General features: G+C 57.5%; 17 protein-coding genes. 4 read left to right on the top strand and 13 right to left on the bottom strand.

All coding sequences use genetic code 11. From position 1 onward, the window contains the following. Positions 1-68: 68 nt before the first annotated feature. Both Q7F15_RS02340 and hprK read right to left on the bottom strand, forming a co-directional pair. Entirely contained in the window at positions 69-569 is a 501-nt protein-coding gene (locus tag Q7F15_RS02340; RefSeq protein ID WP_304415042.1) for an acyltransferase, read from the bottom strand. A 24-nt stretch (positions 570-593) separates the two neighbouring features. Then, positions 594-1,529 (bottom strand): HPr(Ser) kinase/phosphatase, encoded by a 936-nt coding sequence (gene hprK / locus Q7F15_RS02335; RefSeq protein WP_171567295.1) that lies wholly within the window; start codon positions 1,527-1,529, stop codon positions 594-596. Between the two features lie 227 nt (positions 1,530-1,756). On the opposite strand from hprK, the gene Q7F15_RS02330 reads away from it, so the two are divergent. Together Q7F15_RS02330 and Q7F15_RS02325 are read left to right on the top strand one after the other, a co-directional pair. Beyond that, a complete protein-coding gene (locus Q7F15_RS02330) occupies positions 1,757-3,100 on the top strand; it encodes a sensor histidine kinase (protein ID WP_171567294.1) in 1,344 nt (447 codons plus the stop codon). 17 nt (positions 3,101-3,117) lie between these two features. Then, positions 3,118-3,729 (top strand): accessory gene regulator ArgB-like protein, encoded by a 612-nt coding sequence (locus Q7F15_RS02325; protein WP_171567293.1) that lies wholly within the window; start codon positions 3,118-3,120, stop codon positions 3,727-3,729. 238 nt (positions 3,730-3,967) lie between these two features. Here the strand turns inward: Q7F15_RS02325 and Q7F15_RS02320 are convergent, their stop codons facing one another. Genes Q7F15_RS02320 through uvrB form a run of 3 tightly spaced genes read right to left on the bottom strand, consistent with a single transcriptional unit; the run spans position 3,968 to position 9,513 of the window. Beyond that, entirely contained in the window at positions 3,968-4,621 is a 654-nt protein-coding gene (locus tag Q7F15_RS02320; RefSeq protein ID WP_376717864.1) for an HD domain-containing protein, read from the bottom strand. A gap of 31 nt (positions 4,622-4,652) precedes the next feature. Next, entirely contained in the window at positions 4,653-7,520 is a 2,868-nt protein-coding gene (gene uvrA / locus Q7F15_RS02315; RefSeq protein WP_171567292.1) for an excinuclease ABC subunit UvrA, read from the bottom strand. A gap of 16 nt (positions 7,521-7,536) precedes the next feature. Further along, positions 7,537-9,513, bottom strand: a complete 1,977-nt coding sequence (gene uvrB / locus Q7F15_RS02310; RefSeq protein WP_171567291.1) for an excinuclease ABC subunit UvrB — start codon at positions 9,511-9,513, stop codon at positions 7,537-7,539. A 174-nt stretch (positions 9,514-9,687) separates the two neighbouring features. On the opposite strand from uvrB, the gene Q7F15_RS02305 reads away from it, so the two are divergent. Beyond that, the gene (locus tag Q7F15_RS02305; RefSeq protein ID WP_171567290.1) at positions 9,688-10,620 is read left to right on the top strand and encodes a flagellar hook assembly protein FlgD; all 933 of its coding nucleotides are present in this window, start codon (positions 9,688-9,690) and stop codon (positions 10,618-10,620) included. A gap of 87 nt (positions 10,621-10,707) precedes the next feature. On the opposite strand, the gene Q7F15_RS02300 is transcribed toward Q7F15_RS02305, so the two are convergent. From Q7F15_RS02300 to ftsE, 6 genes are all read right to left on the bottom strand, one after another. Further along, positions 10,708-12,423: a YcdB/YcdC domain-containing protein gene (locus Q7F15_RS02300; protein WP_304415041.1), complete on the bottom strand. Its 1,716-nt coding sequence runs from the start codon at positions 12,421-12,423 to the stop codon at positions 10,708-10,710. 151 nt (positions 12,424-12,574) lie between these two features. Continuing rightward, positions 12,575-13,843: a PDZ domain-containing protein gene (locus Q7F15_RS02295; protein WP_304415040.1), complete on the bottom strand. Its 1,269-nt coding sequence runs from the start codon at positions 13,841-13,843 to the stop codon at positions 12,575-12,577. A gap of 97 nt (positions 13,844-13,940) precedes the next feature. Continuing rightward, positions 13,941-15,416 carry a S41 family peptidase gene (locus Q7F15_RS02290; RefSeq protein ID WP_230077457.1) on the bottom strand — a complete coding sequence of 492 codons (1,476 nt, stop codon included), beginning with the start codon at positions 15,414-15,416 and terminating at the stop codon, positions 13,941-13,943. Positions 15,417-15,995: 579 nt separating this feature from the next. Then, positions 15,996-17,198, bottom strand: coding sequence for a murein hydrolase activator EnvC family protein (locus Q7F15_RS02285; RefSeq protein ID WP_212133398.1), 1,203 nt, complete (start codon positions 17,196-17,198; stop codon positions 15,996-15,998). Between the two features lie 43 nt (positions 17,199-17,241). Then, entirely contained in the window at positions 17,242-18,138 is an 897-nt protein-coding gene (gene ftsX / locus Q7F15_RS02280; RefSeq protein WP_171567285.1) for a permease-like cell division protein FtsX, read from the bottom strand. After that, on the bottom strand, positions 18,128-18,814 hold the full coding sequence (gene ftsE, locus Q7F15_RS02275) for a cell division ATP-binding protein FtsE (RefSeq protein ID WP_171567284.1): 687 nt from the start codon (positions 18,812-18,814) through the stop codon (positions 18,128-18,130). Before ftsE ends, ftsX begins: the two co-directional genes overlap by 11 nt. 346 nt (positions 18,815-19,160) lie before the next feature. Between ftsE and Q7F15_RS02270 the strand changes: the two genes are divergently transcribed. After that, positions 19,161-20,318 carry an iron-containing alcohol dehydrogenase gene (locus Q7F15_RS02270; RefSeq protein WP_171567283.1) on the top strand — a complete coding sequence of 386 codons (1,158 nt, stop codon included), beginning with the start codon at positions 19,161-19,163 and terminating at the stop codon, positions 20,316-20,318. 208 nt (positions 20,319-20,526) lie between these two features. Here Q7F15_RS02270 and argH read toward each other — a convergent pair whose 3' ends face one another. Together argH and Q7F15_RS02260 are read right to left on the bottom strand one after the other, a co-directional pair. After that, positions 20,527-21,972 (bottom strand): argininosuccinate lyase, encoded by a 1,446-nt coding sequence (argH, locus tag Q7F15_RS02265; protein ID WP_212133390.1) that lies wholly within the window; start codon positions 21,970-21,972, stop codon positions 20,527-20,529. Continuing rightward, a complete protein-coding gene (locus tag Q7F15_RS02260) occupies positions 21,969-23,228 on the bottom strand; it encodes an argininosuccinate synthase (protein WP_171567281.1) in 1,260 nt (419 codons plus the stop codon). The genes argH and Q7F15_RS02260 overlap by 4 nt, the downstream gene beginning before the upstream one ends. Positions 23,229-23,359: the final 131 nt, after the last annotated feature.

Genomic DNA, 23,359 nt, shown 5'->3' with positions numbered 1-23,359 from the left:
CAAAAAGCCCCGGACGCTCTGTTCACGACACAGCGTTCGGGGCTTCAGACAAAACAATTATTCCGCGACTACTCCGGCCGATCGGTGCTTGCTTCCCGAATGATCTGCATCGGATTGCCGCCGACAAACGCACCGGGGGGAACGTCCTTGTGCACGACGGTACCTGCGGCGACAATTGCTCCATCGCCGATCGTCACGCCCGGCAGAATGGTGGAGTTGGCTCCCACCAGCACGCGGTCACCGATGCGCACTTCGCCCAGCCGGTATTCATCCACCAGGTATTCGTGGGCAAGGATCGTGGTGTTATAGCCGATGACACAGTTGCGGCCGATTTTGATCAGCTCAGGAAACATGATGTCCATCATCACCATCAGGGCCACAGCTGTTTGCTCCCCCACCTCCATGCGCAAAAAGGTCCGATAGAGCCAGTTTTTCCAGGAGAGAAACGGCGTATAGCGGGCAACCTGAATCACGAGAAAGTTTTTGACCACTTTCCAAAAACTCACAGTCCGATACAACTGCCACAACGAGTTGGCCCCGTGGACGGGAAAACGCCTGGTCTGTCTCATCTGCTTGTCCTTTTGCCTCGCCTTCTACAAGTCGGAATCGCTGTCTTCCAGGATCATGTCAGACTGCTTCTTGGAAAAGTGGACGGCAGCATTGTAGCCCATCCGCTTCAAACGGAAATTCATCGCCGCCACCTCGATGATGACGGCCAGGTTGCGTCCAGGGCGGACAGGCACGGTGATGATCGGGATTTCCGTGTCCATGATCTTGATCTTTTCCTCATCCAGTCCCAACCGCTCGTACTGCTTGTGCGGTTCCCACAGTTCCAGCTGGACCACCATGGCAATGTTCTTGACATTGCGCACAGCCCCGGCACCAAACATCGTCATCACGTTGATGATCCCGACCCCGCGGATCTCCAGCAGATGCTGAATCAGCTCGGGGGCACTGCCGACCAGTTGGCCGCCCTGGGTCTGGCGAATCTCCACGGCGTCATCCGCCACCAAGCGGTGCCCCCGCTTCACCAGCTCCAGCGCCGCCTCGCTTTTGCCAATCCCGCTGGAACCGATAATCAGCACGCCCACCCCGTAAATATCGGTGAGCACGCCATGGATTGTCGTCGTCGGCGCCAGCCGGTTTTCCAGGTAATTGGTCACTTTTCCGACCAGAGTGGTCGTCGCCAGCGGGGATTGCAGCACGGGAACGCCGCGTTCGTTGGAGACCATCAGCACTTCTTCCGGGACCGGCTGGTTGCGCGTCACACAAAAACAGGGTGTCCGCTCCTGCATCAAAAAGCGCATCCGTTCCAGCCGTTCTTCCCGGCTCAACGTCTGAAAAAAATTGATTTCCGTCAAGCCGAGGAGTTGGATCCGCTCGTCCGCGTAATAGGAATAGTAGCCGGCGAGTTGCAGTCCCGGCCGGCTTAAATCCGTCACGGTAATCTCCCGGCCCAGCCCCTCCTCACCGCTTAATACTTTCATTTGGAAATGCTCTGCGAGATGACTCACTTTAGTCTTGCGCACGTTTGATCCCCCTTGGGCAAATCCTCGTCCTGTTCTTGTAAGTTCATTGTAGCGAAACCGCCGCCGACACGACAACTCTTGACCGAAGACGGAATTGTCCGATCATTTACATTTTTCGACTTATTTCATAAGATAGAAATGATGCCGCTCTGGCGTGTTATATATATTATTATAGAAGCAATACATTCAGTTACATACCCTGGTCAAGATTGAAAGGAGGCAAGACCTTGGAGTTCCTCTTGCGATTCGTACTTATTGACGTACCCGAAGCCTTCCTATTGCTGGCCATAGGTTTTGCCATCTTCAATCGCTCTGTCTTCGAAGATTGGAAAAAAGCCTTGTTATTCAGCATGCCGTTTTCCGCTCTCGGCGAAATGCTGGGCTTGTTGCAGGTCGCGTATCAACCGAAAATCTTGTTGATGTTTCTTTTTTTCATTCTCTTGCTGCGTGTTGTTTACCACACGAAGCTGCTGCCGTCCGTAGCGATGGCGACGATCGCCTTGGGCAGCACGATCGTGGCGGAATTTGTTCTCATCTTGATCTTTAACAGTCAACAAATCTACTGGATCGACATCCTGGAAGGAAAGTGGTTGCAGTACGTCGGCAGTTTACTCTATTTGCTCGTCCTGTTCCTGTTTTGCAGTATCATGCGCGTGCTAAAAGTAGACCTGGGACGGCTCATCCCCCGACATCGGCACAACCGCTACCTGTTCATGCTGATTCTGATGGGCAGCGTCGAGTTTTTGCTGATCCTGTTTATGAATACGTCCTTTTTCATCCGGGACAACAACTCGCCGCTCTTCCAATTTTACACGCCCCAATTTCAATTGGTCTTTCAGCTTTTTATTTTGGCCTTTTTTATCGTCATCGTGATTTTGTTCCGAATTTATATCAATTTGACGATCAACCGTGTGGAAGAAGAGACGGAAACGCCCTATTTGCAAAACATAAACGACCTGCTGACGGCCATCCGTTCGCTCAAACACGATTCACTCAACCATTACACGGCGATCAACGGTTTTATCAAAGAAGGATTGTTCGATCACGCTCGCGAATATGTACAGCACATCCTGAAGGAGACCGTCTCCATCGAACAGGCGGCGGAGGCGAGCGTTCAGGTGCTGAAAGGCATCAAAAATCCCGCAGTCTGTTCCCTGCTTCAGTCCAAAATGGCAGTCTGTCTGGCCGAGCGGATCTCGTGTACCATTACCATCTCCGGCTCCGGTCAGTTTTCGTTTATCAAGACCTACGACTTGATCAAGATCCTGGGCAATCTGTTTGACAATGCCATTCGGGCCACCTCCCACGAGTTGGAGGAGGATCGTTACATACATTTCGAGTGGGGGCAGACCAAACGGGAACAATACCTGTACATCGAAAACAGCGGTCCGACAATCCCAAAAGAAAAACTGCAGGAAATCTTTCAACTGGGCTATACCACGAAAAAGGACGGTGAGGGCGGAGTCGGTCTGGCGGTGGTCAAATCAGTGACCGAACGCTACGGCGGCAAGATTGCAGTGAAGTCTGAGAATGGCGTGACCAGTTTCCGCATTTCCTTTCTCTCCAGATAAATCAAGGAGGGGTGCTGATGGGTTGGACCCGAAACGTATCCAATCGCATCGCCAAACGCCTGACCATGGAAGGTTCGCCTTATACGGCGGGCCAAATTTCCCACGGCATCGAGATTTTTCTGCTCAATCTGATCAATGCCGCCGTGCTGCTGCTCGCAGCCTGGCTGTTGGGAATCTTCCTGGAAACCCTGTGTTTTTCCCTGGTTCTTTTCCTGCATCGCGTGATTACCGGGGGCGTCCACTTGAAAAATCCGTGGACATGCCTGATCGTCGGCCTGCTGATAATGCTGGGGGGCGGCTATCTGGTCAAACACTTCCCGCTGCTCCCCCTACCAGCGGCCTATGCGCTGATCCTGCTCGGGTTTGGCACGGCGTTTGTCATCTACTATCGACACGCACCCGCTGCGCACAGCTACGTCAACTATCAGCCAAGCGTTAAGCAAACAAGCAGAAAAGTTGCATTCAGTCTGCTGGGATGCGCTTGCATTATATCGTTCGTACTGGTAGAATTATCCTATAGACTAGCAATGACCTACACACTGGCTGTATTTCTTCAGTCCTTGTTGCTCCATCCGGTAGCATTCCGGTTGGTAGCCCGCCTGGAAACAACCATTTTGAAAGGGTGGTAGTGATGAAGAAACTCGTAAAGCTGACGTGTGGTTTTTTTGCTTCCCTGTCAGCACTGAATCTTGCTGGCATTCTGAAAGTTGGCGTCTTTTATGAACCGCTTCCCCCGGAACAACGAGAAAAACTGGTATAGTTCATATACAGAAGCAGGTCCACTCGCTGCACGAGTGGACCTGTTTTTTCATTCGCGTTATCTTGTTCGCAGGTTGAGAAAGCATCTACGGACCGGCTGTCCGTTGTTCACCGCTTCCCGCGCAATTCCTGCTCCCATCGCTCAAAAAATTGCACCATGAAGCGGTGCCGCTCTTCGGCAATCCGCCGGGCAGCCGGTGTCATCAGCTTGTCCTTCAAGCGGCTCAACTTCCACTCGAATTCCTTTGCCGGTGTGTGCTGGTCAGGGTCGTCGGAATGGATCGGCTGACCGATTACCCCGGAATAAGCAAATGCTCGAGCCACGCCGATCGCACCGATGGAATCCAGTTTGTCGGCATCAAACAAAATCTGCTCTTCCCTCGTCACTGGCGGTCTGTCCTTGCGATAGCGGTGAGCGAGAATCGCGCTCTGGATGCGGGCAATCACACCCTCGTCCATCCCTTCGTCGCGCAACAGTACAGCTGCTTCACGCGCGCTGATTTCCGCGTGGCACTCTCCGGTCCGCTTCTCCTCGGCACGGCCAATGTCGTGCAGGAGCGCGGCGAGACGAAGGACGGTCATGTCCGCTCCTTCCTCCCGTCCGATTCGCTCGCACAGGGCGACCACCCGCAGATTGTGCTGCCAGTCGTGGGCCGGGTCCTGTCCGTCAAAATAGCGCCGCGCCGTTTCCACCAGCCGCGGCGGCAGCGAAGCCAACGCCTCTGCCGCGTACTCCATGCTCTCCTCGCCCCTTTGGTTCATGCGATCCAGTTCCGCCCGGACTGCACCGCTCTTATTTGGTAACCAACTGCTCCAGCTTGGCCAGCGTCCGGGCGCGGTCCCGCTCCAGGATCGGCTTGAGGAACTGACCCGTGTACGATTCCGGCACTTCCGCCACTTCCTCCGGCGTCCCCGTGGCGACGATCTGACCGCCGCGCGTGCCGCCCTCCGGCCCCAGGTCGATAATGTAATCCACCGTCTTGATCACGTCCAGGTTGTGTTCGATCACAAGCACGGTATCGCCATTCTCCACCAGCCGCTGCAGCACTTTCAGCAGCCGGTCGATGTCGTCCGTATGCAGCCCGGTCGTCGGTTCGTCGAGAATGTACAGCGTCCGTCCGGAACTGCGGCGATAGAGTTCCGACGCCAGCTTGACGCGCTGCGCTTCCCCGCCGGAGAGCGTCGTGGCCGGCTGTCCCAGCTTCATGTAGCCAAGCCCCACGTCCACCAGCGTTTGCAGCTTGCGCTCAATCCGCGGCTGGTTGCGGAAAAACTCCAACGCGTCCTCGATCGTCATCTCCAACACGTCAGCGATGCTCTTGCCCTTGTACTTCACTTCCAGCGTCTCGCGGTTGTACCGCTTGCCGTGGCACACCTCGCACGGCACGTACACATCAGGCAGAAAGTGCATCTCAATCTTGATGATCCCGTCGCCGCTGCACGCTTCACAGCGGCCGCCCTTGACGTTAAAGCTGAACCGTCCCTTTTTGTAGCCGCGCACCTTTGCCTCGTTGGTGGAGGCGAACAAGTCGCGGATGTCGTCAAACACCCCGGTGTAGGTGGCCGGGTTGGAGCGCGGCGTGCGGCCGATCGGCGACTGGTCGATGTCAATTACCTTGTCCAGGTGTTCCAGACCGGTGATGCGTCGATGTTCGCCCGGCTTCGCCTTGGCCCCGTTGAGCTCGCGTGCCAGCGCCTTGTGCAGGATCTCGTTGACCAGCGTGCTTTTTCCCGAGCCGGAGACGCCTGTCACCGCAACAAACATTCCCAGCGGAATTTTCACGGAGATATTTTTCAGGTTGTTTTCCTTGGCTCCTTCCACCGTCAGCCACTTGCCGTTGGGCTTGCGGCGCTCCAGCGGCACCGCGATGAACTTGCGCCCGCTCAGGTAGGCGCCTGTCAGCGAGTTGGGGTCATTCATCACTTCTTCCGGCGTGCCGGCAGCGACCACTTGGCCGCCGTGAATCCCCGCCCCAGGGCCGATGTCGATAATGTAATCGCAGGCGAGCATCGTGTCTTCGTCGTGCTCCACCACAATCAGCGTGTTGCCCAGCTTGGTCATGTGCTCCAGCGTCCGGATCAAGCGGGCGTTGTCCCGCTGATGCAGACCGATGCTCGGCTCGTCCAGGATGTAGAGCACACCCATCAGGCTGGAGCCGATCTGGGTCGCCAGGCGAATGCGCTGCGCCTCTCCGCCGGAAAGCGACCCCGCCGCCCGGCTGAGCGTCAGGTAATCCAGTCCCACGTCGATCAAAAAGCTGAGCCGGGACTTGATCTCCTTGATAATCAGGTTGGCGATCTTGGCCTCTTTTTCACTCAGCTCCAGGTTTTCGATGTACTGGTACGCCTCCGTAATCGACAGGTCGGTCAGCTCGGATATGCTTTTGCCGCCGACGCGCACCGCCAGGCTCTCCGGCCGCAGCCGATGCCCTTTGCAGACAGGGCAGGACTTCTGGCTCATATAGCCCTCAATCTGCTCGCGGATGTGGTCGGAGCTGGTCTCCAGGTGGCGCCGCTGCAGGTTGGGGATGACCCCTTCAAAGGCGATCGTTGCTTCCCGCACCTGGCCAAACTCGTTTTCGTAGCGGAACTGGATTTTTTCCCCCTGGCTGCCGTACATCAGGATTTGCCGATGCTCGTCGGGCAATTCCTCGTACGGAATGTCCATGCTGATGCCAAAGTGGCGGCAGGCGGATTCCAGCAGCTGCTGATAGTAGGTGGACGACTTCGGCTCCCACGCTTCAATGGCGCCCTCGGCCAGCGTCTTGGTCACGTCCGGCACGACCAGGTCCGGGTCCACTTCCAGCTTGACGCCCAGCCCGTCACACTCCGGGCAGGCTCCAAACGGGCTGTTGAATGAAAACATGCGCGGCTCAAGCTCTCCGATGGAAAAGCCGCACACGGGGCATGCATGCTTTTCGCTGAACAGGAGCTCTTCCTGCTCGATCACGTCGACGATTACCTTGCCGTCCGCCAGGCGCAGCGCTGTCTCCAGCGAGTCGGCCAGCCGGGCCTGTACGTCGGGCTTGACCACGATCCGGTCGACAACGACCTCGATGTTGTGCTTTTTGTTTTTCTCCAGCTTGATCTCTTCGGACAGGTCACGAATCTCCCCGTCCACCCGTACACGGACAAATCCCTGCTTGCGGATGTCCTCCAGGAGCTTGGCATGCTCTCCTTTCCGCCCCTGCACCATCGGGGCGAGAATCTGCAGACGGGTGCGTTCCGGATACTCCATCACCCGGTCCACCATCTGCTCGATCGTCTGCGACTTGATCTCAATTCCGTGTTCCGGACAAATCGCCCGCCCCACGCGGGCATACAGCAGCCGCAGATAATCGTAGATTTCCGTCACGGTGCCCACTGTGGAGCGCGGGTTGCGGCTGGTCGTCTTCTGGTCGATGGAGATGGCCGGGGACAGCCCTTCGATTGAGTCCACGTCCGGTTTGTCCATCTGTCCGAGGAACTGGCGGGCGTACGCAGAGAGGGATTCCACGTAGCGCCGCTGACCTTCGGCGTAAATCGTGTCAAACGCAAGCGACGACTTCCCGGAACCGGAGAGTCCCGTCAGTACGACGAACTTGTCCCGGGGGATGACGACGTCGATATTTTTTAGGTTGTGGGCGCGAGCGCCTTTTACTACGATGTTTTCCAATGGCATGTACATACCTCTTTTCTTAGAGCTCTGCCTTCAGCTCCAGTATCAAGTCTCGCAGTTCGGCCGCGCGTTCAAACATCAGATTTCGTGCTGCTTCCTTCATTTCTTCTTCCATCCGTTCAATCACGGCCAGGCGGTCTTTCTTCGGCATCTTCTTGAAGTCTGCATGCGGCAGGTATTCCGCTTTTTCTTCTGCCACCCGCGTCGCTTCGATCACTTCGCGGATGGCTTTCTTCACGGTCTGCGGCGTAATGCCGTGCTTTTCATTGTACGCGATCTGGATGGAACGGCGCCGCTCCGTCTCCCGGATGGCTGCCGCCATGGAGTCGGTGATCCGGTCGGCGTACATGATGACGCGTCCCTCGGCGTTGCGGGCCGCCCGGCCGATCGTCTGGATCAGCGAGCGTTCGTTGCGGAGGAAGCCTTCCTTGTCCGCGTCGAGAATCGCCACCAGCGACACTTCGGGAAGGTCAAGCCCCTCCCGCAGGAGGTTGATCCCGATCAGCACGTCAAATTCCCCAAGTCGCAGGGAGCGCAATATCTGCATCCGCTCGATCGTCTTGATGTCGGAGTGCAGGTAGCGCACTTTGATCCCGATTTCCTTCAGATAGTCGGTTAAGTCCTCGGCCATCTTTTTCGTCAGCGTCGTGACCAGCACGCGCTCATCCTTGGCGATCGTGGCCCGGATCTCGCCGATCAGGTCGTCGATCTGCCCCTTGATCGGCCGCACGGAAATGGTCGGGTCAACCAGGCCGGTGGGACGAATCACCTGCTGCACCAGGACCGGGCAGTGCTCCAGCTCATACGGGCCAGGCGTGGCAGAAATGTAGATGGCCTGATTCACCTTTGACTCAAACTCTTCGAAGGTGAGCGGACGGTTGTCCCGCGCCGACGGCAGACGGAAGCCGTGTTCGACCAGGACGTCCTTGCGCGCCCGGTCCCCGTTGTACATCCCGCGAATCTGCGGCAGGGTCATGTGCGACTCGTCGATGATGACGAGGAAGTCCTTGGGGAAATAGTCGAGCAGCGTGTATGGCGGATGTCCCGGCGGCAGCCCCGTCAGGTGGCGGGAGTAGTTTTCGATGCCGGAGCAGAAGCCCATCTCCGCCAGCATTTCCATGTCGTAGCGGGTGCGCTGCTCCAGGCGCTGCGCCTCCAGCAGCTTGCCTGCGGCGCGCAGTTCGGCCAGCCGCTCTTCCAGCTCCGCTCCAATGCTCTGGATGGCCCGCTTCATTTTCTCGTCGCGGGTCACGTAGTGGGATGCCGGAAAGATGGCGACGTGGTCGCGCTGGCCGATAATCTCTCCGGTCACCACGTCAATCTCCGTGATCCGTTCGATTTCGTCTCCGAAAAACTCCACGCGGATCGCATGTTCGCCGTGGGACGCGGGGAAAATCTCCACGACGTCGCCGCGGACGCGGAAGGTCCCGCGGACGAAGTTGATGTCGTTGCGGTCGTACTGGATGTCCACCAGCCGGTGCAGCACCTCGTCCCGGCTTTTCTCCATCCCGACGCGCAGCGACAGCACAAGCTCCCGGTACTCTTCCGGAGAACCCAACCCGTAAATGCACGAGACGGACGCGACGATGATCACGTCCCGCCGCTCGAACAAGGCGCTGGTGGCCGAGTGGCGCAGCTTGTCGATCTCGTCGTTGATGCTGGAGTCTTTTTCAATATAGGTATCTGTTTGGGGAATGTACGCTTCCGGTTGGTAGTAGTCGTAGTAGCTGACGAAGTATTCGACGGCGTTATGGGGGAAAAACTCCTTGAACTCGGCGCACAACTGTGCCGCCAAGGTCTTATTGTGGGCGATCACCAGCGTCGGTTTGTTCACCTGGGCGATCACCTGCGCCGCCGTATAGGTTTTTCCCGTACCGGTCGCCCCCAGCAGCGTCTGGTGACGCTTGCCCGCTTTTACGCCCTCCACCAGTTGGGCAATGGCGGTTGGCTGGTCACCGGACGGCTGATACTCCGATACCAATTCAAAACGGTCCATTCCCTCGTTCATCTCCTTGTCACATGTCATTTCCCATTATAGCACAATCGTTCAAAAAATAAGCGGAAATTCGAACAAATGTTTGTCTTCACCCGCAGTCAGCTTCTGCCGATACTGATAATGAGTCTCTACGTATGTGTAAGCGACACACCCGACATGTCAGGGAGGATCGTCATGGCAGGTACAGGAAGCGTTAACAACAATCCATACATACAGCCCAGTTGGAGCTACAAAGGCAAAAAAGAGTTTACCACCGAGATGGACCAGAACGCCTTTATGAAACTGCTGCTGGAGCAGTTGAAAAACCAGGACCCGCTCTCTCCGATGGACAACACGCAATTTATCCAGCAGACCAGCATGATGACCATGGTGGAAAAAATCACGAAAATGGCCAACCTGATGGAGCAGTCCAACAACAGCATGCTCACCCTGCGCGAGTATGAGGGCCTGATCGGAAAGACAGCCACCTACGATTTGCAGCTGGTGGACGAGCTGACCGGCGAAGTGATCCACGAGAAAAAGTCGGGCGTCATCGAATCGGTCTCCATGGATAACGGCAAAATCTACTTCCGGATCGCGGGCGAACAGACACCAATCCCGCGCGAATGGGTGAAGGGCCTGGAGTCCAAAGGCTTGACCGGAGCCGAACTGGACAACAGTCTGAAGTACGCGGACATGATCGGCAAGCAGATCTCCTACAAGGAGACGCGGCAGGTGGACAGGGACGGCAATCCGGATACGACAGACGACATCACCACCATTGAAGAGATCAAGGACGGCGTGATTGTCGGCTTTGCGATGAAAAACGGCAAAGTGGAATTCCAGTTGGACAACGGCAAGACCATCAAGCTGGAAGACGTGGTCGGCATGTCGGTGAAGCCGGACAATCTGCCGATGAACAACACGCTCCAGTACGCGCAGATGATCGGCTACACGATCACCTACACCGAGACGTCCACCAACCCGGACGGCACCACGTCCACCACCGAGAACACCGGCGTAATCAAAGCGGTCAGCATGAAGAACGGCGTCGTGGAGTTCGTCCTGGAAGGCGACAAAAAAGTGAAGCTGAGTCAAATTGTCGGGTTCGAGGCCACCGCGCCATAATCCGGGTGCCTCCCCTCACACAAGACAAAAAAACAGCCGTACCGGCCGAACAGGCTGGTGCGGCTGTTTGACTTTCGCTGGCCCGTTTCATTCACGGACGACGACGCTCCCGGTATGTCCATCCACATAAACGGTCAGGTCCACCTTCGGTTTCACGCCGCAATAGCAGTAGGAACGCGACTGCCGGAACGAGAGATCATAGGCAAGCTGCCAGGTCTGCCCTTCCGTATGCAGCCAATCACCGCGGACGTACACCAGTTCCAGCGGGTACGCATCGAGCAGGGCCGACACCGCCTGCTGTTCAGAGACAGCCGCTGCGGGCGAGGGATAGCGGACGTCGGCCCAGTCTGGTTGAGCGAGCCACACTTGCTTGATCGAACCGTCCAGCGGATTGACGGAAATGGTGTACGCCCCCTCTTCCTCCATTTCGTCCTCCCAAACGACGGGAATGCCATTGACGATCGGATCGGCTGTGATCGTGGTCCAGTTTTCCCCTCCCGTATCCTGTACGCGCAGCTTGTGCGTACCAGCGGGCAGCAAGCGCTCCAGCAGGGCGGTGGCAGCCGCCCAATCCCGCTTTTTGTCCGTTGGGGGCCCCCCGTGCAGTCCATCGTCCAGCACGACGTTGATGAGCCGGCCTGTTGCGGCGTCCGTCTTCAGCAGGACGTGGGTGCGCAATGCCGGACTCAGACCGCTGGGAAACTGGCCCAGGGCATATACCTTGTCCCGGTCGCCCACGCCCTCTTCAAAAAACCCCCAGATAAAAAAGCGGTGCTGCTCACCGTTGTCCAGCATGTCCGTATAGATAGTCACCGGCAGCTTTTGCACATCCGCCCCCAGTGCCCGCTTGACCAGTGCGTGCGCTTCCGCTTCTGTCCGCGCTGTCCATGCTTCGCCTGTTCCCGTCACGGTCAGCGCGCGAACCTCTGCTTGTTGACGGGATGCTGCCAGTCGGCTCCCCTTCACGGCATCCAGCGCGCTGCCGGAGTGCTGGCCGTGCACCACGCCATCCCTGATCGCGTAGACCAGCCGGGCCTCGACCGGTGTGCGGCTGTCGGATTGACTCGGCAGCAGATAGACGAGTTCCAGCGGATGACTCTGGACGTAGCGCTGCTTGGCTGTCTCGGGTGACATCGCCCGCTGCGCGGAAGGAAACGATGCCGGGCTCCATTCTTGATAAAGGGCGCCGTCAAAGGTGCGAAACCCGACAATCCGGCCGGACTTGTCTGCCGTGACGAAGCAATCGTAGCCATCATCAAGCGGGATGTCGTGGATGGTGCGAACGAAACGGATCGTCCTGAGTTCGCCCTGGCGCGTCACGCTGCGGGGACGGTACGACAAACCGTTCGGATGCAAGCGGGACAAAAATGCCGATGCCTTTTCGATCACCTGCTGATCTTCAAGCGCGGGTCCCGTATTGGGCTGCTCCGGCGCAATCTCCAGGCTCAGCAGATCGCCCGTCTGCGGATGAAAAACGGCCCAGTCCCTGCTCTCCTCCGCATCGCCACGGATCCCAAACGTGACCCTATCGCCGCTGATGCCGGGTCCGTCGACAGGTCCGGAGTAGACGACAACGCGGCTGGCCAGCTCCGGAACGAGCCTGACCAGATGCTGTATGCCTTTGGAGACCGGCGCGGGGATGGGATCGGGTGCCTTCTGCGTCTGTGCAGACTCTGCATGCGGCGCAACATCTGCATGCGGCTTCGAAAGAGGGGTGGCCGCCGCCATTTGCGAAACAAGCAGGCTTGCCGCCGTAAGCGCCCCTGTCCAGAACACCGCCGCATACTTTCGATATGCTCCCATCTGGTTCATCCTTTCTCTCTTTCCAGTTCACACCCATTTGACGCAAAAAACGGTTGATTCGTTGCGGTCTGTCAAGCCCGCCGGCAATAAAAAACCGCCCGAAACCCGGACGGCCGCGCGTAAGCGGCAGGGTACGGGTTCAGGCGGCAGGTTACGCACCAATATGTAACTTTTCCAATTTTTGTTTGATCAACTCCACCACGCCGACCCGCTGCATGTCCACGTACACCCGGGTAGAGGCGTCGGGAACGACGATGATGCCGAGCTGGTGGTGGTTGCCCGCGTAGACGGCGCACTGCACAAACTTGATCTCACCGTCGCGCGTGAGCACCTCCATTTTGCAAAAAGCCGGATTCACCTGCAGCGCCGGGTACAGGTCCTCTTTGTCGCGAACGTTTAGCCCGTTTACCTTGACGATGACCTCTCCCGGCCGAATGCCGATCTCTTCCGCCGGCGTTCCCGGTATGACCGCCATCACCTTGACCCCTCGGGACGAAGGAACAAAATACGGCGCCCGCTGCCGTTCCTGCCATTGGCTCAACAGGAACAGTCCTTCATGCCCCAGGAGGGCAAACAGCGCGGCCAGCAGCGTCAATGGAGCCCACAAGACGGCCAGCGCAGCCAGTCCGAGCAGCCCCACCGCGTACAGCGCCAACTGCCTGGCGATTTGACGCGCCTTCCCTTCCGGCGTCTGCGTCTGCGTCCAGTCGGAGTAACCCGTCACTGTCGGCAGCAGCAGGAGGCCGTACGATGCGATCTCGGGCGAAAAGAACGGCCAGCCCGGATAAAGCGCTCCGCTCAGACTGCCCGGCTCCACCTGCACAAACAGGGCCAGCGGTGTCAGCCAAAACGAATGCAGCAGGTACGCGCCCACAATCCGCCCCCGCTTTCCTTCGACAAACAGGGGCGAGGCGTCCCGTCCCCCATTCCAGCTGACGAGCATGGCTTCGATCAGATGCATCACGGCGACCAGCGCCAGAAGCGGCAGCGGCTTTGCCTGTCCGATCGCATTCCACACCGGGCCGATCACCGGGATGTCCACCGCCCCCGGAGCCACCTGGACAATCATATGGAGCAGGGTCAGCAAGCCGGCTGCGTAGGCAAAACACAGAAAGCGCAGTCGAATCAGGGCGAGCAGCAGCGCCAGCCCCCACAGCAGCCAGAGGTCCTGCACCTGGACCACGATACCCAGCCCCACGGCCAACAGGGAGACCAGCAGCCCTCCCGCTGCTCCCATGCCCAGGGAACGCATCGTCTGGAGAAAGGGCGTCTGGATGCGCACGGCAAACAACTGCCGTTCCAGGTTCATCTGCTTGCGATAGTGCAGGTAAATGACGAACAGAAACAGATAGAAAAACGGGTGGAGAAAAAACTGCCCAAACCCGTATGCAATCGATAGGAGATCGCCATGTAATGCCAATTGCCTCACCTCTGTCGCAAAAAAGGAACCACGGCTTTCTCTGCCGTGGTTACCATTTCTACGACTGGCAAGGGATTCCCTGCCTGGCTGGGCTGGATTATTTTGCCTTCGCATCGCGGCTGACGACGTCCAGCGCCTTTTGCAGCTGGAGGTCGTTGTCCGGCTTTCTGATTTCTTCCCGCAGGCTGTCCTCCAGAGCCGTTCGCGTCGCCGCATCCACCTTGCCGGTGACCGGCAGTTTGTGCGCCGCCTGGAACTGCTTCACCGCCTGCTCTGTCTTTTCGTCGAAATAGCCGTCGTTTCGGCCCGGCGACAGCTTCAGGCCGCTGAGAATCAACTGCAGGTTTTTCACGTCGCTGCCGGCCATGTCGCGGGCCAGCACCTTGTCCGTCGGCAGTTGGGTGGCGTTGAAGTAGTCAGGCTGGGAGACCTTCACGTCCGGTTCGATGCCCTTTTCGTGAATCCAGTTGCCTTTGGGTGTCAGCCACTTGGCGATGGTCAGCTTGAGCTGGCTCTTGTCCGCCATCTCCATCGTGCTTTGCACCGTGCCTTTGCCAAACGACTTCTCCCCGATCAGTTTATAGCCGCCGCTCTCGCGCATCGCGCTGGCAAGAATCTCGGAAGCACTGGCGCTGCCTGCGTTGATCAGTACGGCGATCGGATATGGTTTGGCCTCGTCGGCCTTGGAGAAGTATTCTTCCTTCTCCTTGCTGTTCGATCCGTATTCGATCTGGACAATCTTGCCCCGATTCGGGATGAGCACTTCGCCGATCTCTTTGACGGCCAGCAGATACCCGCCGGGGTTGCCGCGCACGTCGATGACCAGGCCGCCGATCCCCTTTTTCTCCAGGTCGGCCAGTTGTTCCTTGAAGTGGTCCGCCGTATCGCTGGAGAATTGGGTCAGGCTGATTACGCCGATCTTGACCCCGTTCTTCTCAATGATCTGACTGGTGACCGTCTCAATCGGGATGTCGTCCCGAATGCAGACGATGGTCAGCGGCTCCGGCACGCCCGGCCGCATGATCTTGAGCACTGCTTTGGTGCCTTTGGGCCCGCGGATTTTGGTGACCGCCTGATGCAGGTCCAACCCTTCCAGCGACTCGCCGTTGACGCTGATAATCTGGTCGTTTGGCTTAAGCCCCGCCTTTTCCGCCGGGGAATTTTTGAACGGGGAGACGACGGTCACGCGTCCGTTTTGCATCGTCACTTCCGTCCCGATTCCCTGAAAGGTGGAGTGAAGCGTCGAGTTGAACTCTTCCGCTGTCGCGGGGTCCATGTAGTCGCTGTACGGATCTTTCAGCGAACCGACCATGCCGCTGATCGCCCCTTCGACCAGTTGGCCGGTTGACACGTTTTCAATGTACTCCTGCTTGATGGCCGAATAGGCTTCCAGCAGCTTTTTAAACTCTTGCGGATACTCCTGGCTGCCTCTGAACAGCGAGCTTGCCGAAGCAGTTATCGTCCCGTTGCTGCTCCCGCCAGACCAGTTTTTCATCAGACCCATGGTGAGAAAACTGCTGGCGACCATGGAGACAAGCACAAGCGCAAGCACGGAACGTCCATTCCATTTCATCGTCACGACACCATCCTTTGTGCTCCCGTAAGAAAAGGTATGCAGCTAGTGTATGCAACTGCGCATGGCAATATTTGCCGAAAAACCGTTACCGCATGCAGGGGAGCAAGGTCGACAGCTGCTTACGTACCGAACAAATGAAGACGTCTGCCCGATTATGCGTTTTCTCGGACCGCTGACCCATTCACCCTGTTCATATCTGCCAGTCTGGCCGCTTCTTGGTTGATTGATGCAAGAAACAGCAAACTTTTCTTCTTTAAATTTTATGGCCGCAAAGCCTGTTCTCCTGCTTGTTCCGTTGCGCTTGCTCATCTGTTGCTGTCTGCGGCCGCCTTCCTCCTGCATAAGCCGGCGAAAAACTGCGGTATAATGGCACACCTCTCTCATTGTACCACACGCGCAGGGGGCGGCAGAGAGTTGACGGAAACTTCCAATCACCGACTGTGTGGGGAGGAGAAAAGGGATGAGCGTCAGGCGGTACCCCACCGCAAACAGCAGCCGATTGAACAATCGGGAAGCCCGGAAAGTGACCGTGATTCCTTCTTTCCGTGCTTCCCGTTTCTGCGAGAACGCGTATGGTTATCTGAGATACGGCATCGGGTCAACGGCAACGTCATTGCGATAGACGGTAAAGTGCAGATGGTTGCCGGTGGAGCGTCCCGTGGAGCCGACTTTGGCAATCACCTGACCGGTTTCGACTCGTTGTCCCACCGACACCAGGATACCGCCTTCCATGATGTGGCCGTAGAGCGTGGTCAGCTCATTGTTGTGCTTGATCATCACCGTGTTGCCGAACCCGCGGGCATAACCGGCAAACATTACGATGCCGGGTGCTGCCGCCTTGATCGGCGTCCCTTTGGGCGCGGCCATATCCACGCCGTTATGTCCCGCCGAACGGCCGGTGAACGGGTCGCTGCGCACGCCGAAACCGGACGAGAAGCGGAACAGTCCGTCATCGATCGGCAGCGCCAGGCGTCCGCCCTTGTAGCCGCTGCCGCTGGAAGTCATGGCGCGCAGCCGTTCCGCCATTTTGGCCTCTTCCTGCTTCATCAGGGCGAGCAGGCTTTGTTCCTCTTCTTCGAGAATTTCGTGGAGCTCGCTTTCTTTCTTTTTCAGCTCTGCCTTGACCGCGACGCTCCGCTTGTACTGCTTGTCCAGTTCAGCCTTGAGCCTCTCCGCCTCTTCGTACATGTCAGCGTAGACGGCCAGTTGATGGTCGATCTCTTTCTTTTTCTTTTCGATGGTTTCCTTGTCGCGGATATTGTCCTCCAGAATGCGGGTGTCCTGTTCGGCAATCAGCCTGAGCCCCTGCATCCGGGTGAGGAAATCGCCGAAGTCGGAGGCGCCGAGCAGCACGTCCAGATACGAGACGTTGCCGCGTTCGTACATGGATTTGACGCGCGTCTTGAGCAGGGCATCACGTTTGGCCACGCGCTCCTTCGCCTCATCCAACTGATCCTGCGCCTCGGCCGCCTTTACCTTGGTCTCTTCCATCTGCTTTTCCAGCTTGTTCAGCTTTTTTTGCGTCTCGTTGCGCTTCAGGTCGATGTGCATCAGCTCATTCTCCAGGTCAGCCTGCTTGCGCTGAAGCGACGAAATCTCCCCTTCGATCGCTTTTACCTGGTTTTGCTGTGCTTTTTTCTTTTTCTTGATCTCATTCAATTCCTGGTTGATCTTGTCTAGGGATGCCTTACTCGCTGCCAGGCCCACGGTCGCCGGTACGGCTGCCGCACTCAACAGGCCCGTCACCAAGAGTGATAGCAGAATCTTCTTCTTCCTCATGGTACTCCTCCCTAGTGAAATGTGTTGTCTCTTTTCACACGCCCTAGATGCGCAGGAAGCGGCGGACAGACACGAGGCTGCCCCAAATGCCGATAAACGCGCCAATGGCGGCCAGGATTAGCGCCACCTGGTAGGCGAGCGGGAACAACGGCAGCAGTTTGAAGAGTTGGACAGCCGGCATGCTGCCGTAGACGGCGTCCAGCAAATAGTAGTAGCTGACGGTGAGCAGCACGATCGGGATCAGCGCACCCAGCAGTCCCATCAGCAGACCTTCGACAAAAAACGGCCAGCGGATAAACCAGTTGGTCGCGCCCACCAGCTTCATGATCTCAATCTCCCGTCGGCGGGCCACGATGGTCAACTTGATCGTGTTGGCAATCAAAAACATCGCGGTAAAGCCCAGACCGACGATAAAGGCGATGCCCACGTTACGAATCGTACTGGTAGCGGCAAACAGCTTTTCGACTGTGCCTTGGCCGTAGTTGACGCTTTCGACGAACTCCAGCTTTTTGATCTGCCCGGCCACGTCGGCGGTGTCCTGCGGCAGTTTGGTCTTGACGACGTACGAGTCGGGGAGCGGGTTTTCCTTTTCCAGTCCGTCAAACAGGTACGCCTTCTCGCCCATGCTCTCCTTTAGCTGCTTGAGCCCCTCGGCTTTGGGAATAAACACAACTGATTCCACTTTGGGAATCGCGCGAATGTTTTGTTCCACTTCCTTGACGTTTTCCGGAGTGGCCAGCGTATCCAAAAAGACGCGAATCTCCACCTGCTTTTCCACTGTTTGGGCCAGATGGTTGACGTTCATTGCCAGAATGAGAAAGACGCCGAGAATCAGCAGGGTAATGGTCACGGCACTGATCGAAGCGAACGTCATCCAGCCGTTCCGACCGAGGTTTTTAACCCCTTCGCGGACGTGGCGTCCCAGCGTTCTAATCTTCATAACCGTATTCCCCTCTCTGCTCGTCACGGACAATCTGTCCCGCTTCAATGGCAATTACCCGTTTTCTCATCGTGTTGACAATTTCGCGGTTATGCGTAGCCATGACCACTGTGGTGCCGCGCTGGTTGATCTCTTCAAACAGATTCATGATCTCCCAGGAGGTGTCCGGGTCCAGGTTGCCTGTCGGCTCATCGGCAATGATGATCCCTGGATTGTTGACCAGCGCCCGCGCCAGAGCGACGCGCTGCTGTTCGCCGCCGGACAGTTCGTTCGGCAGCATTTTGGCCTTGTGCTTCAATTTGACCAGGCCCAGCACATCCATCACCCGCGGCCTGATTTGCTTGGGGGGCGTCTCGATCACTTCCATGGCAAACGCCACGTTCTCGTAGACGCTGAGCGTCGGCAGCAGTTTGAAATCCTGAAACACCACGCCGATGCTGCGGCGCACCATGGGAATCTGCCGCTCCTTGATCCGGCTGACATTAAAACCGCCCAGGAAAATCTGGCCCTTGGTCGGTTTTTCTTCCCGGTACATCAATTTGATAAACGTGGACTTACCTGCACCGCTCGGTCCCACCACGTAGACAAATTCGCCCTTTTCGATGCGAACATTGATCCCTTTCAACGCATTGGTCCCGTTGGGGTAGGTCTTCCACACGTCAAACATCTCGATCAAGCCAATCACATCCTACCTTGTCAGTTCCTTGTTATGTAGTACAAAATCAGTCCGCATCCATCCATGTATCTGTTGGTTGATTGTTTCTCTATGTTTCTCTTTCCGACAAAGCTCGCACGGATCCGTCGTCCGCTGACGCTTGGTGCCAAAACACAGCGGCGACCGCTATCTCTCCTATTATACCACCCGATTTCGATGTGGGAATCCACAAAATCTCTCATTTCCTGTCGATTTCCAAAAACTTTGGCACCAATCCGACAGATTCGGCCCTGCACTTGCAAACTGGTTCCATCTACGATGATGGTCTACAATATAAGGGAATCCGCTCGGAAAGGAGACGTTTTCCATGGACAATTTTGTCTATCATAATCCCACCGAATTGATCTTTGGACGCGGGCAGCTGGAAAAGCTGAAGGAAAAAGCCGCCCAACTCGGCTCCACCGTCCTTCTGGTCTACGGCGGCGGCAGCATCAAGCGTAACGGCCTGTACGACAAGGTCATCGCCCTGCTGCAGGCGGCGGGCTGCACCATCCACGAACTGCCCGGCGTGGAGCCCAACCCGCGGCTGTCCACAGTGAAGAAAGGGATTGAACTGTGCCGCCGCGAACGGGTGGACTGGATTCTCGCGGTGGGCGGCGGCAGCGTGATTGACGCCTCCAAAGCAATCGCGGTTGGCGTGCCGTACGAGGGAGACGTCTGGGACTTCTACACTCGCAAAGCCCAACCACAGGCAGCACTGCCGCTGGGCACCGTACTGACGCTGGCAGCGACCGGCTCGGAGATGAACCGGGGCAGCGTCGTCACCAACTGGGAGACGAAAGAAAAATTTGGCGCTGGCACAACCTTCCCCACCTTCTCCATCCTCGATCCGGAGAATACCTTCAGCGTCCCCCGCGACCAAACGGTATACGGAATCTGCGACATGTTGTCGCACGTGTTTGAACAGTATTTCACCCACACGCAGGAGATTCCGCTGCAGACCCGCTTTGCCGAGTCGATTATGAAAACTGTAATCGAATACGCCGAACGGGTGCTGGCCAATCCGGAAGACTACGACGCTCGGGCCACCATTCTCTACTGCGGCACGATGGCCCTGAACGGCACCCTGCCGGTCGGCGTGGAGACGGACTGGGCCACCCACTCCATCGAGCACGCGGTGAGCGCCGTCTACGACATCCCGCACGGCGGCGGACTGGCCATCATTTTCCCGAAATGGATGCGCTACGTCTACCGCGAAAACGTGGAGCGCTTCAAGCGCTTCGCCGTGGAAGTATGGGGCGTCGACCCGTCCGGCAAGACGGACGACGAAGTGGCGCTGGAGGGCATCGCCGCCACAGAAGCGTTCTTCGCCCGCATCGGAGCCCCGACCCGTCTGGCCGACTACCAGATCGGCGACGAACATCTGGAGCTGATGGCGGAAAAAGCAACGCCGTTCGGCCCGATCGGCCGTTTCAAAAAGCTGACCAGCGACGACGTGGCCGCCATTTTGCGGATGTGCCTGTAACGTCAGAACAAACAAAAAAAACGGATAGGAGCCCCATCAAAGCTTCTATCCGTTTTCTTTTTGTCTGTGGCTGCCGATCGGCTGGCACGAATCTGTCGCTGCCGGCCGGCAAGACCGATTATGGCCGAAGTCCACCGTTGCCGGCCCGTCTTGGCGATCAGGTGAGCGTCAAGGTACAGGACGTCCTCCCACTCCCGCGCAATCCTGCTCACACCGGCGAACCGACGTCAATCAGCGATTCAATCATCACTTTTTGGCTGTTTTTCTCCACCCACGCGTGCGTCTCAGCCAGCAGGCTGCGATACGCGGCGATCTGCGCCTCCACCTGGCTGCGGGCGGTGCCGCCCAGCACGTTGCGCGCATTGACGACCGTTTCCACGGCCAGCGCCTCGTACACGTCCTCCCCGATTGCCTCGGAGAACTGCCGAAACTCATCCAGGCTCAGGTCCAGCAGGTATTTTTGATGCTCAATGCAGTAGAGCACCGTGCGGCCCACCACTTCATGCGCCTGACGGAACGGCATGCCTTGGCGAACCAGGTAGTCGGCCAGATCGGTGGCGTTGGAAAAGTCCTGCGTCACTGCCTGGCGCATCCGGTCAGCTTTCACCTGCATCGTCTGGATCATCGGCGTCAACAGGGCGAGCGCCCCGTGCAGCGTTGCCACCGTGTCAAACATGCCTTCCTTGTCTTCCTGCATGTCTTTGTTGTAGGCGAGCGGCAGCCCTTTCAGCACGGTCAACAGGCCGATTAAGTTCCCGTAGACGCGTCCGGTTTTGCCGCGCACCAGCTCGGCCACGTCGGGATTTTTCTTCTGCGGCATGATGCTGGAGCCGGTGCAAAACGCGTCATCCAGTTCCACAAACGAAAACTCCTGGCTGCTCCACATGACCAATTCTTCGCAGAGGCGCGAGAGATGGGCCATCAGGAGGGAAGCGTCCGCCAGAAATTCGACGATGAAGTCCCGGTCGCTGACAGCGTCCATGCTGTTCAGGTAGATGCCGTCAAACTGAAGCAATTCGGCTACAAACGTCCGGTCGATCGGGAATGTCGTGCCGGCCAGGGCGCCAGCGCCGAGCGGCAGGATGTTGACCCGTTTCCAGCAGTCGCGCATCCGCTCGATGTCGCGCTGCAGCATCGAGACGTACGCCATCAGATGGTAGCCGAACAGGACTGGCTGGGCCCGCTGCAGATGAGTGTAGCCGGGCATGACCGTGTCGAGATGGCGGTTGGCCTGTTCCAGCAGTGCCTCCTGCAGGTACGTGGCCAGCTGGATGATCTCCATCAGCTTCTCCCGCAGATAGAGGTGCATGTCGAGCGCCACCTGGTCATTGCGGCTGCGCCCCGTGTGCAGTTTGCCCCCCACCGGGCCGATTTCCTCGATCAGCAGCTTTTCGATGTTCATGTGCACATCCTCGTGCTCGACGAGAAACTGCACCTGTCCCCGCTCGATCTTCTCCTTTACCTTTTTCAGACCGGCGATGATTTGTCTGACTTCCTCCATCGGCAGGATGCCGCACTTGCCCAGCATCGCCACGTGTGCCAGGCTGCCGACGATGTCTTGCCGCCACATCTGCTTGTCGAAGGTAATGGAAGCGGTATATTCCTCCACGAGCTGGTTCGTCGGCTTCGTGAAGCGTCCTCCCCAGAGTTTCATTGCACGATCGCATCCTTTTCGTCCAAGATCTTAATTGCCGTTTTCGCATTTTCGCGGAGCACGCCTTCATTCACCTGGGCGTACACCTTGGTCGGCAGGCCCCACAGCTTGATGAAGCCAAGTGCCGCCTTGTGGTCAAACTGATCGCCCGCCGCATAGGTGGCCAACTCGTGGCTGTAGAGCGACGACGTCGATTTGCGTCCGACGACGATGGCGTGTCCCTTGTGCAGCTTGACGCGCACGACACCGGTAACATACTGCTGTGTTTCCTCGATAAACGCCTGCAGCGCGCTGCGGATCGGCGAATACCAGAGACCTTCGTAGATCACCTGGGCCATCTTTTGCTCGATGATCGGCTTAAACTGGGCTACTTCGCGCGGCTGCGTCAAAAACTCCAACTCGCGGTGCGCCAGAATCAGTGTGGTTGCCGCCGGCGTTTCGTACACTTCGCGGGACTTGATGCCGACCAGGCGGTTTTCCACGTGGTCGATTCGGCCGACGCCGTGGTTGCCGGCGATTTTGTTCAGCTTCAGAATCAGCTCGGCCAGCGGCAGCTCTTCCCCGTTCAGCGCGGTCGGCACGCCTTTGACAAAGGTGATCTCAATCTCCTCCGGCTGGTCCGGAGCATCAGCGATCGATTTGGTCAGCTCGTACGCACCCTCTGGCGGGGCCGCCCAGGGATCTTCCAGAATGCCGCACTCGCAGCTTCTGCCCCAGAGGTTTTGGTCGATGCTGTACGGATTGTCCAGATCGATCGGAATCGGAATGTTGTGCTTTTTCGCGTACTCGATCTCTTCGTCGCGGGACCATCCCCATTCGCGAACGGGCGCGACGATTTTCAGATTGGGGTTCAATGCCGTAAACGACACGTCGAAGCGCACCTGGTCGTTCCCTTTCCCGGTGCAGCCGTGGGCGACCGCCACCGCTCCCTCTTTTTCCGCGATCTCCACCAGCACGCGGGAGATCAGGTAACGGGACAGCGCTGACACCAGCGGATACTTCCCTTCGTACATGGCGTTCGCTTGCAGTGCCGGCAGCACGTACTCCTGGGCGAACGCATCCTTTGCATCCACCACGATCGATTTCAGCGCCCCCACCTGCAGCGCCTTTTTCTGCACGAACTCCAGGTCCTTGCCCTCACCCACGTCCAGCGCGACTGCGATCACGTCGTAGTTGTACGTTTCCTGCAGCCACTTGATTGCTACCGATGTATCTAAACCGCCCGAATAGGCCAATACGATTTTCTCTCTAGCCATCGTTCCCTCTCCCTGTGTGAAAATTTGTTCATGAGTAATTATACAAACTAACTTATAAAAATACAACCACTTTTCTATGCTGTCCTTTTCACTGCCTATTACCTGCTTACCTGCATCAGGCTGCGTGGGCG

The organism is Brevibacillus aydinogluensis (assembly GCF_961514395.1).
In the GTDB taxonomy this organism is placed as follows: domain Bacteria; phylum Bacillota; class Bacilli; order Brevibacillales; family Brevibacillaceae; genus Brevibacillus; species Brevibacillus aydinogluensis.
This window is presented reverse-complemented; position numbering and strand designations above follow the sequence as displayed.

What these genes read in the sequence shown, in the direction of transcription:
- uvrB (WP_171567291.1), bottom strand. Translation starts at nt 9,513, where the DNA reads ATGGACCGTTTTGAATTGGTATCGGAGTATCAGCCGTCCGGTGACCAG.
- Q7F15_RS02285 (WP_212133398.1), bottom strand. Translation starts at nt 17,198, where the DNA reads ATGAGGAAGAAGAAGATTCTGCTATCACTCTTGGTGACGGGCCTGTTG.
- Q7F15_RS02260 (WP_171567281.1), bottom strand. Translation starts at nt 23,228, where the DNA reads ATGGCTAGAGAGAAAATCGTATTGGCCTATTCGGGCGGTTTAGATACA.
- Q7F15_RS02320 (WP_376717864.1), bottom strand. Translation starts at nt 4,621, where the DNA reads ATGAACCAAAGGGGCGAGGAGAGCATGGAGTACGCGGCAGAGGCGTTG.
- Q7F15_RS02300 (WP_304415041.1), bottom strand. Translation starts at nt 12,423, where the DNA reads ATGGGAGCATATCGAAAGTATGCGGCGGTGTTCTGGACAGGGGCGCTT.
- Q7F15_RS02325 (WP_171567293.1), top strand. Translation starts at nt 3,118, where the DNA reads ATGGGTTGGACCCGAAACGTATCCAATCGCATCGCCAAACGCCTGACC.
- Q7F15_RS02340 (WP_304415042.1), bottom strand. Translation starts at nt 569, where the DNA reads ATGAGACAGACCAGGCGTTTTCCCGTCCACGGGGCCAACTCGTTGTGG.
- ftsX (WP_171567285.1), bottom strand. Translation starts at nt 18,138, where the DNA reads ATGAAGATTAGAACGCTGGGACGCCACGTCCGCGAAGGGGTTAAAAAC.
- Q7F15_RS02270 (WP_171567283.1), top strand. Translation starts at nt 19,161, where the DNA reads ATGGACAATTTTGTCTATCATAATCCCACCGAATTGATCTTTGGACGC.
- Q7F15_RS02290 (WP_230077457.1), bottom strand. Translation starts at nt 15,416, where the DNA reads ATGAAATGGAATGGACGTTCCGTGCTTGCGCTTGTGCTTGTCTCCATG.
- argH (WP_212133390.1), bottom strand. Translation starts at nt 21,972, where the DNA reads ATGAAACTCTGGGGAGGACGCTTCACGAAGCCGACGAACCAGCTCGTG.
- Q7F15_RS02305 (WP_171567290.1), top strand. Translation starts at nt 9,688, where the DNA reads ATGGCAGGTACAGGAAGCGTTAACAACAATCCATACATACAGCCCAGT.
- uvrA (WP_171567292.1), bottom strand. Translation starts at nt 7,520, where the DNA reads ATGCCATTGGAAAACATCGTAGTAAAAGGCGCTCGCGCCCACAACCTA.